Origin of the sequence: Kaistella antarctica (genome assembly GCF_900109615.1) — a bacterium.
Lineage (GTDB): Bacteria > Bacteroidota > Bacteroidia > Flavobacteriales > Weeksellaceae > Kaistella > Kaistella antarctica.
In genome coordinates this window covers 37,100-53,486 of the sequence record NZ_FOIX01000001.1, presented here as the reverse complement: position 1 = coordinate 53,486, position 16,387 = coordinate 37,100, and the positions used below count along the sequence as shown (strand labels likewise).

General features: G+C 37.0%; 8 protein-coding genes. All 8 read left to right on the top strand.

Features of this window, described 5'->3' with window-relative positions; translation table 11 throughout:
• The first annotated feature begins 396 nt into the window (after nt 1-396).
• Nucleotides 397-3,405 (top strand): SusC/RagA family TonB-linked outer membrane protein, encoded by a 3,009-nt coding sequence (locus tag BMX49_RS00225; RefSeq protein WP_051803613.1) that lies wholly within the window; start codon nt 397-399, stop codon nt 3,403-3,405.
• Nucleotides 3,406-3,418: 13 nt separating this feature from the next.
• Nucleotides 3,419-5,017, top strand: coding sequence for a RagB/SusD family nutrient uptake outer membrane protein (locus BMX49_RS14820; protein ID WP_034717597.1), 1,599 nt, complete (start codon nt 3,419-3,421; stop codon nt 5,015-5,017).
• A 269-nt stretch (nt 5,018-5,286) separates the two neighbouring features.
• A complete protein-coding gene (locus BMX49_RS00215) occupies nt 5,287-8,226 on the top strand; it encodes a SusC/RagA family TonB-linked outer membrane protein (RefSeq protein ID WP_051803612.1) in 2,940 nt (979 codons plus the stop codon).
• 17 nt (nt 8,227-8,243) lie between these two features.
• Nucleotides 8,244-9,776, top strand: a complete 1,533-nt coding sequence (locus tag BMX49_RS00210; RefSeq protein ID WP_081864339.1) for a RagB/SusD family nutrient uptake outer membrane protein — start codon at nt 8,244-8,246, stop codon at nt 9,774-9,776.
• Between the two features lie 97 nt (nt 9,777-9,873).
• On the top strand, nt 9,874-11,802 hold the full coding sequence (locus BMX49_RS00205; RefSeq protein ID WP_034717593.1) for a putative porin: 1,929 nt from the start codon (nt 9,874-9,876) through the stop codon (nt 11,800-11,802).
• Between the two features lie 93 nt (nt 11,803-11,895).
• Nucleotides 11,896-13,482, top strand: coding sequence for a bacillithiol biosynthesis cysteine-adding enzyme BshC (gene bshC / locus BMX49_RS00200; RefSeq protein ID WP_051803858.1), 1,587 nt, complete (start codon nt 11,896-11,898; stop codon nt 13,480-13,482).
• 37 nt (nt 13,483-13,519) lie between these two features.
• Nucleotides 13,520-15,439, top strand: coding sequence for a LysM peptidoglycan-binding domain-containing protein (locus BMX49_RS00195; protein WP_051803611.1), 1,920 nt, complete (start codon nt 13,520-13,522; stop codon nt 15,437-15,439).
• A gap of 57 nt (nt 15,440-15,496) precedes the next feature.
• The gene (fabD, locus tag BMX49_RS00190) at nt 15,497-16,375 is read left to right on the top strand and encodes an ACP S-malonyltransferase (protein ID WP_034717591.1); all 879 of its coding nucleotides are present in this window, start codon (nt 15,497-15,499) and stop codon (nt 16,373-16,375) included.
• Nucleotides 16,376-16,387 lie beyond the last annotated feature (12 nt).

The window sequence follows — 16,387 nt, the reverse complement described above, 5'->3', positions numbered from 1 at the left end:
AGATGATTTAAGTCTTGCATAGAAGGTTTTCATAAAGAAACCGCCAGAAATGGCGGTTTTTTTTATTTAATATTAGGCAGTGCATAGCTTTTTCCAAATCTTGCAGATATCGATGCCTAGACATTTCTCTAAGGGGATATACAGCGGATACCGTTTAAATATTATTACATAATATTTAATTTTAACATATTTATGTTTTACACAAGTAAACCTCTTTCGTGTTGATAGATGAAGAGAATTTATGTTAATTGTTTGACTTTGTTAAAACAAATAGATTAAAACATAGATGATACCATAATAAATAGTTAGTGCTATAATGTTGTTAACCATTGTGTTCGCTTGTTTATATTAAATATAATTAACATCTTTGCGTCTTAAATATTAAAAAGTGTTAATATGAATGTGAAATTACGTGCGATAAGTATGGCGGCAGTTTTCTTTACTGGAGCGGTGCTAGTTGCGCAAAAGAGAGATACTATATCTACTCAAGACATCGATGAGGTGATTGTGGTAGGATATAGTAAAGTGAAAAAAGAATCCTACACGGGAACAGCTTCTGCAGTTGACCAATCCTCCGTGGACAGGAAAAGTGTTTCTACCGTTACTCAGGCACTTGCAGGTGAAGTTGCGGGGGTACGAGTAATTAATACTTCGGGTCAACCGGGTACAGATGCAACCATTCGAATCCGTGGATTCGGATCGGTAAATGGTAACAGGAGTCCACTCTACGTGTTAGATGGAGCGCCTTATACCGGAAACGTATCTGCTATCAGTCCGGATGATATTGAAAGTATGACGATTTTGAAAGATGCTACAGCAACTGCAATCTACGGAAGTAGAGGTGCGAATGGAGTAGTATTAATCAATACTAAGAAAGGTCGTTCTAACAGATCTACGATTCAGTTTGAATCTAAAGTTGGTTTTAACGTCAACTTGCTACCTAGATATGATGTGCTAGAATCTCCTGAGGAGTATATTGGCCTAAGCTGGGAAGCATTGTATAATCAGGGAAAATTTAACGGAAACGCAAATCCAACTGCTTATGCAAACGCAAGATTGTTCTCTTCAGCAGGGATCAGTCCTAAGTACAACATGTGGGGAGTTCCTGCAGCAAACCTAATCGACCCTGCAACCAAGCAAGTTCGTCCAGGTACTGCTAGAAAGTACAATCCAGAAAATTGGGAAGATTATGCTTTCCAACCTTCTATCCGTACAGAAAATAACTTCAACATGAGTGGTGGTTCAGATAAAACTACTTACTATGCAGGTATCGGTTATTTGAAAGATGAAGGTTACTCAATCAATAGTGGATTCGAAAGATACACTGGTAGATTGAACTTATCTCATCAAGCCAAAGATTGGTTGAAAGGTGATTTTAACTTCGGTTACTCATTCTCGAAAGCTAAGAACAATGGTCAATCTGAAGATTCAGGAAGTGTTTTCTGGTTCGTAGATAACATTCCTGCCATTTACCCATTATTCCTTAGAGATAATACAGGTGGTATCGTTGCTGACCCTATTTATGGTGGTAATCAATATGATTATGGTGTAGGTCGTGGTTTTGGTGCTTTAACCAATGCAATTGCTGATGCTACAATTGATAAAGATCGTCGTTATAAGCACGAGATGAACGCTAACTTATTCTTAGAGGCAACCATTTTACCTTGGTTAAAATTTGAAACAAGACTAGCAGGACAGTACTATAACAATAGCCGTGATTTATTGAATAATCCATTCTATGGTTCTTCAGCAAGTCAAGGTGGTAGTATTTTCAAATCGAAAACAGAATTGTTTTCTTGGAACTTCCTTCAGTTATTGAGAGCAAACAAAAGCTACGGAGAACATACAATCGAAGCGTTAGTAGCTCATGAGAGTAACTATTACGAGCAGAAATATATGTCAGCGTCACGTTCTGGTCTAATCGATCCGGATATTCCTGAATTCAATAACGCAACGGTTCAGAATCAGGCGTATTCATATATCAATGATTATGCTTTAGAAAGTTATTTTGGACAAGTTACTTATGACTTTGCAAACAAATATTTCCTTTCCTTAACAGGAAGAAGGGATGGAACTTCTCGTTTCTTGAATGAGAAATGGGATAATTTCTACTCAGCTGGTATTGGATGGATGGTTTCGAAAGAAAACTTCTTCCAGAATGTAGATGCGATCAAGACTCTTAAATTGAAAGCAAGTTACGGTACAGTAGGAGATCAAGCAGGTGTAGGATTCTACCCTGGGTACAATGTTTACAACCCTGGAAACTTCATGGGAGACATTGCAACCAACTTCTTACGTTCTGGTTACCCAGATCTAACTTGGGAACGTGCTAACATTTTCCAGACAGGTATTGAATTCGCTTTATTGAAGTCGAGAGCAATTACAGGTAGTGTAGATTACTATAACAAAAAAACTGACAACTTAATTTTCGACAGTAGAATTGCACCTTCTACAGGTAATGCTATCGAAAAAGTAAACAGTGGTGAATTAATCAACTCAGGAGTTGAATTTACTTTGAATGCTGATATTTTCAGAAAAGAAAATTTCAAGTTGAGTTTAGGTTTCAATGGAGAAATGCTTAACAACAAGTTAACCAAAATGCCATTTGATAAATCTACAGGAAAAGATAAGGTAATTGATGTTTCAGAAGCAAGCTTCGGTAGAGTTGAAGGAAGATCAATTTATGATTACTACATGAGAGAATATGCTGGTGTGAATGCGCAAACAGGTGCAGCACAGTGGTTTGTTAACTTCGTAGATAAGAATAACAACGGTACGTTCGATGTAGGTGAGCAAATCGCTTCGCTTTATGAATATGAACAAGCAAATCCAGGTGCTTCAAATATTTTGCAAGGAACGACTGAAGTATATGCTCAGGCAACACAAAAATTCCTTGACAAATCTGCAATTCCAGATATTAGAGGAGCATTTAACCTTAACGCAGAATTCAAAGGATTCTTCGTAGCAGCTCAAATGTTATATTCATTTGGTGGTTATTCTTACGATGGTGCTTACGCAACATTGATGCAGAACGGACAGATTGGTGGTAACAACTGGCATACTGACATCAGAGATAGATGGCAGAACCCAGGAGACATTACAAATGTACCAAGATTGACTTCTAACAGAGCAGGAGATACGAACTACGCTTCACTATCTTCTAGATTCTTAACGAAATCAGACTATTTAGTACTTAACAACGTAACAGTAGGATACACAGTGCCGAAAATGCTTTTGGCAAATATGGGAATCAACACTTTACAGTTGTCAGTTTCAGGAGATAACCTTTGGATCAATGCCAAGAGAGATGGTTTCAACCCTTCTACCTCAGAAACGGGATCTTCTAACATGTATAGATATTCGCCACTTTCTACAATAACATTTGGCGCTAAATTTAATTTCTAAAAAATAATTTATAATGAAAAAAATTCCAATTTTATCTCTAATGGTCGCATTGCTTGCATTTACGACCTCATGTAGAGAAGAATTTTTACAGACAGAACCCACCGAGACGGTTTCAAACCCATCCGCACAATTTAAACTTAACGGTCTTTATTTGTTGATGGTAAATACCGAAACTGGAGGTACGACAGGTCATGATGATTTCGGTCAAAAGGCTTATGATATTTATAAAGATCTTCTTTCTTCAGATATGGTATTAGCCGGAGTTAACTACGGTTGGTATTCTAATATTGCAAACTATTCAGATCCTGTAGATTTTACAAGAAATACTAATTATATTCCTTGGAGATATTACTACAGATTGATTTATGCTGCAAATGACGTAATCGAAGGATTAGGTGGAAATGATGCGCAACTTACTTCTACGAAAGATAAGGCTGCGATGGGTCAGGCAAAAGCAATTAGAGCTCACTCTTATTTCAATTTGGTACAAATGTACACGCCGAAATATGATCCATCTGCTAAATCAATCCCGATCTATAAAATGCCTACACCTGAATCTGGCGCTAGAGCGGCTCAATCAGAAGTTTATGCATTCATGATCGAAGATTTAACTAATGCAATATCTCTTTTAGATGGTTTTGCTCGTCCTAACAAAGGAACGATTGACAAAAATGTTGCAAAAGGAATGTTAGCTTACGTTTATGCTGCACAAGGAGACTATGCTAAAGTAGTAACGGTTGCCGGAGAACTTGTTAATGGTGGACTTCCTATCACAACTGCAGGTGCTGCAACTGGTGGATTCAATAGTTTATCTGCACCAAGTTGGATGTGGGGCTTTGATGTTACTTTAGATAACAGTTTAGATCTAATCAGCTGGTGGGGTCAAACAGATGTGTTTACCTATAGCTACGCTTGGGCAGGTGATCCAAAAGCTATTGACGAAAACTTATTCAACGCAATCAGAGCAGATGACATCAGAAGAAATCAGTTCATCACTGTTGTTGAATTTGATGAAGTGAAGAGTGTAGTTTTAGACGCGACCGGTAACCCAGTTTTAGAAAATGGAGTGCCTATTAAATCAATTACCAAATACCCTAAAGGTTATGTAATCGAAAGCGCTTTCTTTGATCCTACAGATCCTAATAGAAATGAATATATGAAAGTGAGCTTTGCTGACATTTCTTATTCTGCTGTACCAGGAGGTAAATTCTATGATCCTAAGAAAATCGTAGGTGGACAAAGAGTTATCGAAACTGATTACCTTTACATGAGAAGTGATGAATTCCATATGTTGTATGCAGAGGCATTAGCAAAAACAGGTCAAACTGCTTTAGCAAAAACTGCTTACAAAAACTTCTTATCTAATAGATTAACTGATACTAGTTATGTTGATGGTTTATCCGATGCAGCTTTGAAAGCAGATATTTACACCAACACCAGAATTGAATTCTGGGGTGAAGGTAAATCTTACTTTGCTATGAAACGTAACATGGCATCTGTAACCAGAGGAGCAAACCATTTGTTCTTCGTAGGTCAGTCGTTTAGTTATGATGATAACAGATTATATCTGAAAATTCCTCAGGCAGAAGTTATTGCCAATCCTAATTTGTAGTATTTAAATACTCAAGTTAAGTTTTTTCAAAAAAGAACCGCCAGCAATGGCGGTTCTTTTGATTTCTACAATCTACGTAAATCACCGTGGCCCTTTCTGTTTTAACAGATTTTGGCAATTAGCAATATTACCATTTCCAAAACATTACGGTGGTATTGTAACAATTTTGCTAAAGAATGAAAAAAATCATTGCCAATTTTTGAATTAAATTTGCATTTGTTAAAAAATATTAACATATTTGCCTCATTAAAATATTAAAGTGTGTTAATATGAATGTAAAATTACGAGTTTTAACTGTTGGTGTTTTGTTCTTTGCGGGACATACGCTAATGGCTCAAAAAGCAAAGAAGGATACCACATCAAAAGTCAAAGACATTGAGGAAGTGATTTTGGTTGGTGGAATCAAGTTAGATCCTGCGCAAAAAGTAGGGGCTTACAATGTAGTTTCCAAAGCTAATTTCGAATCAACACCGTTTTCTTCAGTTGATGATGTGTTGAATGGTAGAGTTGCGGGACTAAACTTCTCATCTGCGAGTGGTGATCCGGGATCGTCAAATATGGTAACCATTAGAGGAGTAAGTTCTTTAATTGGAACGCCAAATCCCTTATATGTAATTGATGGAGTAGTTGTAGGGAAAGGTTCAGATAATGCTTCATTAATGGAGTCCTGGAATCCACTTTCTTCCATTGACCCGAATGCTATTGAATCAGTTTCTGTTTTAAAAGACGCTTCTGCAACTGCATTATATGGTTCTAGAGGAGCAAATGGGGTAATCCTTATTACTACCAAAAAAGGGAAGTATAATCAAAAAACAAAATTCGAATTCTCTACGGAGACCGGTGTTCAAGACCGAGCCTATGATAAGTTAGATTTGATGAATGCTGATGAATATATAAAGTACGGTGGTATTTTAATGTGGAACAGCCAGAGTCAATTGGGCAGAACATTTACTGGTTTGCAACAAGCTACCGATTATTTCTTGGAGAATTATGAACCACAATATGATGGAAGCCAGAATACAGATTGGGTAAAAGCAGTCACCAGAACTTCATCTGTTGTTAATACTTACAACTTTGGTGTGTCAGGTGGAGGTAGCAATACTTCTTATAGGATTGGAGGTTCTTATTATCAAAATACTCCACTGGTTAAAACTTCAGGATTCGACCGTATCAGTATTAATACGGCACTGGATCATAAAGCTTCAGAGAAAATTAAGTTTGGGTTGAACTTAAATTATTCAAATATTAAGAGAAGAACCTATTTTGGAGGAAGAGCATCTGCGAATCCTGTAACTTCATCAATTATGATTTCTCCATTGCGGGCAGTCTATAATGCAGATGGTTCTTATAATCAAGATTTGGGAGAAGGTTCGCCTACTCCTGGCTTTAACCCGGTTTCAATTTTAGATGAAACCAATCAGAGTTCTACGATCAATACTATTATTGGATCGGTAAATATGGACTATCAGTTTGCGAAAAACTTTTACTTCAACTCACTGTATGGAATGCAGGCGCAGTTTATGACAGAAATTCAATCTGTTTTAGCTGGACACCCTGTCTATACCATCATGAGTCAGGACAAAGGTTTCCTTGGTGATTTCAGAAGTACTATTTTTGATTGGAACTGGTCGAATACCGTATCGTATCGTAATATTTTTGGTGGTAGACATAACGTGCAAGCTTATGCCGGAATGGAATACCAAGATCACACCTACAATAATTTAGGCGTGGTGAGTTATACCATGAACGATCCAAGACCTTACTTTGATTTTTCCGATACCCAAATCGCTGGTAACAGCAATTTACAATGGCGTCAGATCTCTTACTTCGGTAGATTAAATTATACTTTAGATAGTAAATACACCTTATCTGGTCAAATCAGAAGAGATGGAAACTCTACTTTGGGAGAAAAAAAATGGGGGAACTTCTGGTCTGCCGGTGGATCTTGGAATGCAATTAATGAATCCTTTATTCCAGCTGCATTTTCTTCTCTAACTTTAAGAGCCAGTTACGGAGTGCTGGGAAATATTCCTTACGCTGATCAGTGGGGACCGCAATACAGTCAATTTGCCACTTTGGGTTATAACTCGACCATCAATTGGGGACCTTATGGCGGTTATGGCGGAATTAGTTCTCCTGGAAATAAAGCTTTGGTTTGGGAAGAATCTTCTCATTTAGATGTTGGTGCCGACTTCGGTTTTTTCAATGAACGATTGAAGTTTACTTTAGATTATTACGATAAATTAACCAAAGAAGCAATCTTTGAAGAGTATCCCGCACTGGAATCAGGTGGGCCCAACTCCTACTACGGAAATGTTGGCGACATTAGAAATCGCGGTTTTGAAATAGTTATTGATGCAGTACCAGTTCGTACTGATAATTTCTCTTGGAATATTAATGCCAATGGTTCTTACGGAAAGTCAATCGTTGAAAAATTAAATGTGCCTCTGGTTCAGTTCAAAGGAGATACCTCTGATGCAAGTAATGAACTGGTTGCTTTAGCGCCAGGACACTTATTAGGAGAGTACTATACTTACCTTTGGGCAGGAACTGCAAAAGCAGATGACGCCGCAAACGGTATTAAAGCTGGAGATGGATTGTGGTTTACAGACGGTACCAAAAGCGCTGTAACAAATGATAAATTAAAAGCTACGGAAGCTTGGATTGGCAAAAACGCCTTCCCTACTTACAATGTTGGTTTAACCAATGAATTCAAATATAAAAATATCTCACTAAGCGTCTTGCTTACGGGTCAGTTTGATTTTATGGTGCAGAATGGGGTTCGTTCTTACACCCAGCATGATGGTCGTTTCATTACTAGAAATCAAATTACAGATGCTTTGTACAACAGCTGGACAGATGCACCAGGCGCTGAAAACTTCAACGCAGATGGACCAAAAGCGGTGATTGGAAATCCAAGCAGTTCAAGATTAGAGTCTTCTCGTTTCCTGAACAAAGGAGATCATATCAGATTGAAGGAAATGAAAATTGCTTATTCATTCGGCGAAATGTTTAAAAACTCAACAGGCATTAACAATTTGACCATTTACGCAAGAGGAACAAATTTGCTCACTTACGTATTTGATAAAGATCTGAATTATGATCCTGAATCTACTTCAAATTCTTGGTCATGGGTTGGTAAAGGAAGATATTGGTATGCGTCTCCAGTATTGAGAACGATATCAATGGGTATTCAAATCGGTTTCTAACATTAAATTAAATTAAAATGAAAAAGTATTTATTAATTATATCAGGCTTTTTACTCTTCTTCGCGCATACCTCATGCAGCGAGAGAGAATTGGATTTATTTCCACCAGACAAAGATGAAATCACCAATGTAAATTCAGAAGGTCAGTTGCAGATGCTGCTCAACGGCGCATATATCTCGATGGGTTCTACCAGCGTTTTTGGGACTGAAGTAATGTTGTTTGGGGATCTATTGGGAGACAAGTTATTTGTGTCCAACAGTAATCCTTCTTACCTAAACACTTTCAATTACAATTATAATTCGTCTCAAAGTGATTTCGGATTTTATGGTCCGTTGTATGACGTTATTATGAATTGCAACTTGGTAATTAACAACACCCTTGTTACAAACAATGCAAATGTGAAGAGAATTAAAGGTGAAGCTAGAATTATCAGAGGATTAGCTTACTTCACTTTGGTCAATTATTATTCACCAACTCCAACTTCGGGAGTAAATCAAGAATACGGTGTGCCTTTAGTTTTAGAGGATTATGATGTGAACATTAAACCTGCCAGAGCAACCGTAGCTCAGATTTATGATCAGGTGATTTTAGATTTGAAAGAAGGCGTAAATTCAGCAAGTGCCACTCCTGCGAAAAAAGTACTCTTGAGCAAAACTGCGGCAAAATTACTTTTGTCTAGAGTATATTTAACAAGAAGAGCAGCAGGTGACGCGGCCTTGGCTTTACAATACGCTACTGAAATTGTAACGAGTTCGCCAGCTGGTTTTTCTAAAATTGATGCTAAAACGCTTACTGTACCTGCAAACGTTGCAAGTGCAAGCAATTATCAGCAATATTTCTCTGGAAGCAATGAAGATGCTGCTACCGTGACTTACCAAAATCAAACTTACAATTTAGACGGAACAGAAAATCACCCAGAAACGATTTGGGAACTCGACTTAAATATCGACACGAATAGAGCAACAGGTATTGGTTCAAATGTTTCCCTGCCTGGTTATTACAACAGAACAGATTCTAGAAAATGTATGCTATTTAACCAAAGTTTTTACAATAGTTTCCCAACAACCGATGTTAGAAGAGGTTCGCCTTCAAGTGGATTACTTATCAGTGTTGGTACACCAGCAACGGATAATCCGAAAGGATTCTGGACAAATAAATACCCAAGGTTTACCACAGAAGGAAATTATTTTAGAAATATCAAAGTATTCAGATTTGCAGAAGCACAGTTAAACAGAATTGAAGCCTTGTTTTTAACAGGTCAAACTGGCCTTGCTCTTTCAGAATTGAATGCCTTTGCAACTTCTAGAAATGGTTCCACTTACACGGGTACTAATTTATTACAAGATATCTTAACTGAAAAAGGGAAAGAATTTTACGCAGAAGGACAAAGGTTTTTAGATCTGAAAAGACACAATCTACCAATGGTTAGACCTTCGAACTGTACCGTAAATTGTACCGTAACGCCAGATAATAAATTATTTGTACTACCAATGTCTCAACGAGCTTTGAATGCAAACATTAATCTAACACAATACCCAGGTTATAACTAAATACCTGTCGGTAATTATTAAAAGGACTGTGATCATCAAAATTACAGTCCTTTTTTATTTCGTCATATTTCTTACATTTGTACACCAAACAAATAGAATGAGATTCATCCTTTTCTGCCTTTTTCTTTTCAGTTATCACCTCAATGCACAGATTGTCAATAAAACTGATTCTAATCGGGTGAAACCTGGCGATACTTTAGTGGTTGATTCTGGTTTCAAAGATTCCCTGAAAGTTTTTAAACCGACCATTTACGATTATACCTACAGAACCCAGTTCTCCGAAAAGAAAATCTTTGATACAGCTTTTACCCACGACAAAACTTTCATTTTTTCACAATACAATAATCGCGATAATTTTGGAAAAGTGCAGTTTGCCAATGTAGGTTCTGGCTTTAATCCTTTGGTTTTCGAAGTAGATCCTGAACAAAATTTATCGTTGCTTCCAACCAATAAATCGTATTTGATTAAAAGAATTACAGATGTTCAATATTACGATGTAAAAACACCAACCACGGCTTTTATCTATCACAACTCCGTGCGAAATGGCGCAGTCCTACAATCGACATACACTCAGAATATTGGCAAAGAATTCAACTTTGCTGTAGAATATACGGGCCTTCGTTCGCAAGGTCATTATCTTAATTCTTTAGCGGCAAATAATGAAGTGCTGTTTTCCGGAAATTATCTTTCTAAAAATGGTAAGTATAAAGCTTTCGCTCACTTCATTCATCAGAACGTGAACAACCAGGAAAACGGCGGAATTTCCGATGTCAATTTGTTTCTAAATGGCGATTCTGATTTCAACAATCGAGAGAATTTAGAAGTCAACCTCAAAGGTTCTAATTCCCAGTTCGCTTACCGTAGATATTATTTTAGTCAAGAGTTTAAACCGTTCAATTCTGAAAAGTTTCCTTTTAAAATCCGACATACCATTTTTCATCAGGGAAATAAATATTTCTATAATCAATCTTCACCGGAGCCCTATTATTTTACAGACGGCTTAGAATTATATGATTATCCTTCGTATTCCAAAAAATATTCAAAGAATTTAAGCAATACCGTAAGTATTCTCTTCGATAAAGAAAACTTTAAATTAGATGCAGGAGTTCGCCATCAAATGATTAAGTTAGGCGTCGGTACGCCGTTCCCAGCTTCTTTAAATTTCCCTGAAGAACTTTCAGAAAACAGAATTGGCGCTGTGGGAAATCTCGTTATCAAGCTGTGGGGCAAAGTAGCCTTAAACTCAAATTTAGAATTTTCCAGCGGAAAAGAATTTGGCAGTTTTATCCGTTCTCAAAACTTAATAAGATTTGAGCCGATTCCAGATTATTTTGTTAATGGTAAAGTAAATTTCCAGTCGGCTTCACCCAGTTTTAATTTGTTGATCAATCCGTCGGTTTATAAAAAGTTCAATTATTATTTCGCCGATCCTAAAAATCAAACCATTACCGAAATTGGCGGTGATGTTAATTTAAAATGGTTCAAAAGCAGCGTCTTTGCGAATTATTTTAGAATCGACAATTACACCTATTTAGATGCGCAGTCACTTCCCCAACAAAGTTCATCGTCAGTAAATGTTTCCCAAATCGGTGGTGAAGCAACTTTCTCGTACGGTAAATTTCATCTGAATCCAAAACTGCTTGTTCAATCAGCCATCGGAAATAAAGATCTTTTACCCATGCCTAATCTCGTTGCCAGAGCCAATCTTTTTTATCAAACCAAAGCCTTTAAAAATGCTGCTGAAATTCAAACTGGCGTAAAAGTCTATTACTTCTCTAAATTTGCCTCACGTGATTTTTCTCCAGTATTAAATGAATTTATATTACCTAACTCGAATTCATACTCGATCGGTGGGCAACCAATCGCTGATGTTTATTTTAATTTGAAAGTGAAAAGAATGTTTTTCTTTGTAGAGGCGCAACATCTAAACACTACCTTTATGAAGAATAAATCCTTCACCGCGCCCTATTATCCACTGTATGATTTCCGACTGAATCTGGGAATTGTTTGGTATCTTTTTAGTTAAACAAAGTTTGCATTAGCTGCTGAGCCAAACGCTAGAGTCTTTGCATTGACAAAGAGTATTACGGTTAAAAGCAAATCTATATATAAGATTATTTTGAAAAAATTCACCAACATCCCTTTTGTAAATATTGAAAGCATTCCTTTGCTGATCAAAGATTTTTTGACTCAAAAAATTCCCGGTTTCGAATCTGATTTTTTTAACGTGGAGAATATTGAGAAACAATTTCAACAAAAGGAACAGTCTTTTTCTGCGGACAAAAGAGAAGTGCTTTGCGAGGTTTTAAAAGACCAGTATTCCAAATTTAAATTATCAGAAAAGCAACAAACCAATCTTGATTATTTAGCTTTAGATCAAACTTTTACGGTGACAACTGGGCATCAACTGAATCTCTTCACGGGACCAGTTTTCTTTATTTATAAAATTTTACAAACTATCAAACTGGCGGAGCTTTTAAAGGAGAAATTTCCAACTAAGAATTTTGTGCCTTTATTTTGGCTGGCTTCCGAAGATCATGATTTTGAAGAAATTAATCATTTCAAAACGGAAAACCATTATTACGAAATCAAAGCAAAATCGGGCGGAGCAGTTGGTAGAATTAAAGTTGAAGATGAATTTTTCATTTCTCAGTTTGAAGAGGAATATAAAAATTCCATCTTCGGAACAGAACTAATTCAATTATTAAAGCGCGCCTACAAAAAAGGGAACACCCTTTCTCATGCGACGAGCATTATCGTCCAGGAACTTTTTTCGGAGTACGGATTGGTAGTTCTTGATGGTGATGAAGCAAAATTGAAAGCCCAAATGAAGTCGGTTTTCAAAGGTGAGCTTCTCCATCAAAACCTATTTGAGACAACCGAGGAAACGGTTAACTTTCTAACAGAGAAATACGGGAAAGTTCAGGTAAATCCCAGAGAGATTAATTTATTTTTCCTTTCGGAAACGCGGGATAGAATCGCTTTTGAAGATGATAAATTTGTTATCGTCGACACAGACCAGTACTTTACCGAAGAAGAAATTTTAGCAGAATTGGAAAATCATCCAGAACGGTTTAGTCCGAATGCGTTGATGCGTCCAGTTTATCAGGAGATGATTTTGCCCAATATCGCTTACATTGGCGGCAATGCTGAAATCATGTATTGGCTCGAACTCAAAAATTATTTTGAAAAGCTCAATCTTCCTTTTCCAATCTTAATTCCTAGAAATTCGATGTTAATGATTTCTGAAAAAACCGTTTCTAAAATTGAAAAGTCCGGTTTAGAATTGAATGATTTTTTTAAAAATTTCGCCACGGTTACAAATGAACTTTTAATGAATGGAAATGAAATCTTGCCCCTTTTAAATCAACAGGAGATTGATTTGAAAGAGCAATTCATTAATTTAAAACAAAAGGCAGCATTAACGGAAAAGACTTTCGGCAATTTGGTAGAAGCGGAAGAGACTCGACAATTAAAATCATTTGCCCGCATGAAAAAAAGATTGCTGCGTGCTGAAAAAATCAAGCAAAGTGAACGACTGGAACGGTTAGAAAATCTATTTCAAAAGATTCATCCAGGGAATACTTGGCAAGAAAGAAACTACAATTTCTCGGTGTTCTACGCCGACTTAGGGCGTGAGTGGCTTCATAATTGTTACCAAGAGCTGGAAGTTGAAAATTCAGAATTAATAATTTTTACTATTTAATTTTAAAGCAGTATTTTTGTAAATATTTATCTAAAAGATGATCAAAAAGTTTCTCATTATAGCTGGTCTAACAGCATTTGCAGGTCTATCTGCCCAGAAGACGCATATTGTGGTAAAGGGCGACAATCCTTACAATATCGCAAAAAGATACGGCATGACCGTTGATGATTTGGTGAAGTTAAATCCCAGTTCAAAAGATGGTAAAGTTTCCATCGGAGATGTTTTGGTAATTAACAAATCTGCCAACAACACAGCCGCTACACCAGTAAAATCAACTTCCACTGCTGCTAAATTAGGCAAGATTATTCTGAAACCAAAGCAAACCATTTACGGAATTACCAAGCAATTTCAGATTTCAGAATCAGAATTGAGAGCTTTGAATCCAAACCTAGACTCCAATATGAAAATTGGTGATGAAGTGATTTTACCGTTAGTAAATATTCAAAAGTTTGGCGGTGATCAGCAAGAAGTTGCGGTAGTCACTGAAACTGTGAAGCCTGTTGTACAGGCCGAACCAACCAAAACTTCAGAAGTGGTGGTAGCAGATGAGAACTCCTATATCGTTCAATCAAAAGACAACTATTTCAAACTTGCCCGAAAATTTAACCTCAACCAAAAAGAACTTTTTGCCCTGAATCCAGGTTTAGAAGAAAAGGGTTTGCAGCCTGGTGATGTCATTCAAATAAAAGGGAATTCTGCGCCAACGAAAACTGAACCGAAAGCTACGGTAGTTTCTCAGCCAACTTCTACACAAACCTATTCTACAACTTCAGTTTTGGATGATTATGTAACCTATACGGTTCAAGAGGGAGATACCGTTTTCGGACTTTTAAATAAATTCGGCATTACGCTCGATGAATTACTTTCCTTAAATCAGAATCTTTCGCAAGGTTTAAAATCAGGAATGGTTTTAAAAATTAAAAAATTAGAAACGGCTTACGTGAAAAAATCAGGTGATGCCTTAAACGTCGTGTTAATGCTTCCATTCGGCTTTGATAGTGGTGATTCTAAATACAGAAATTTGTCGCTTGATTTTTTAGCTGGCGCAAAATTAGCCATTGAGCGAAATGTGAAAAGTGGTAAAAACCTCGAGATCAAAGTTATCGATGCTGGTAATGAAAAGAGTTTTAAAAATTCTTTAACTCAAATTAATCCTGCAAATACTGATTTAATCATTGGACCTTTCTTTAAATCAAGTGTTTTAGAAGTGTTGGATTATGTGAAAGCGAGTAAAATTCCGGTAGTAGCACCCTTTGCGAATTCTGATGATTTGTTGGGTCACCAAAATTTAATTATTATTGAAACCAATGATTACATTTATGCAGATCGTATTGTTAAAGAAGTAAAAGACGCCTTCTCTGATCAGAAGATTTACATCGTTGCTGATGCTGATCAAACCTATGCAAAGTATTTAGAAACCAATCTGAAAATGAATATAAAGAATGCGAATGTGGTGGTGGTGAAATCTGCTTCAGACATTCAGCCAGATCAGAATATGATGACGGGCAAACCTGCGCCTGTTATTGCAGTTTTAGCCAACAAAAGTGATGATGCTGGCGACTCCTTTGGCAACAGAATGATTGCCCTTTCTAAAGAAGTAGATGGTTTGAAATCTTTCAGCATGTATTACTCGCCGATTTTTGAGAAAAAAGTTGATGAGTTAAGTCAAAGCAATTTGGTCTATTTAATGGATCGCAAGATTGATACTGAGGGAACTTTTGAAAAAGAAATCTTAGCCGATTATCAAAAGAAATATTGCAAAAGCCCTTCTAAATACGCTGTCATCGGGTTCGATGTTGTCAATGATATGTTAAGTCGCGAAAATAAAAAAGGAGAAATTTTCAAGCAAATGAATAAAGTGCAAACCCAGTTGGCTACAAAATTCGAATTTGAAAAAACAAAAACCGGAGCATACGTCAACAAAGGATACCGAGTTGTACGTTTGATTCCTAACTAATAAAAAGCATTGGCTTGAAGTGTTATGTTTTAAGCCGATTTATCTGTAAATAACTATATGAAAGCACTTGTATTTCCTGGACAAGGTTCACAATATGTCGGGATGGGAAAAGAACTCTATGAGTCCCGAAAAGACATAAAAGATTTGATGGACTCTGCCAATTACATTCTAGGTTTCGATATTCTGTCGGTGATGTTTAAAGGTACCGAAGAAGATTTGAAAAAAACCGAAGTTACCCAACCAGCTATATTTATCTACTCTGTTGCCGCTTTGAAAACAGCTTTGAATGGCGTAGCACCAGAAATGGTTGCGGGACATTCTCTTGGAGAGTTTTCAGCGTTGGTTGCGAATGGTGTCTTAAGTTTCGAAGATGGGTTAAAGTTGGTTTCAGCGCGTGCAAAAGCAATGCAGGAAGCTTGTAACGCAAACCCTAGTTCGATGGCAGCAATTCTTGGTTTAGCCGATGATCTTGTTGAAAGAATCTGTGAGGAAACTCCTGGAATCGTTGTTCCTGCCAATTACAACTGTCCTGGGCAATTAGTGATTTCTGGCGAAACTGCCGCAGTGGAATTAGCTTGTCAGAATATGAAAGATGCTGGTGCCAAACGTGCTCTGATGCTACCCGTGAATGGCGCATTTCATTCGCCATTGATGATGCCGGCGCAAGAGAAATTAGCCGCTGCAGTTCACAATACTAAATTTTACAAACCGACAATGCCGGTTTACCAAAATATTACAACGACCGCAGTTTTCGATCCCGAAGAGATTAAACTCAATCTTATCGCGCAATTAACTGGCCCCGTAAAATGGACACAATCTGTACAAAATATGATTAAGAAAGGAGCGACTTCGTTCGTAGAAGTGGGCCCTGGAAAAACGTTACAAGGATTGATTAAAAAAATTAATAATAGCGTAGACGTTTCGTCTGCCATTTAAAAATAGTCGAGA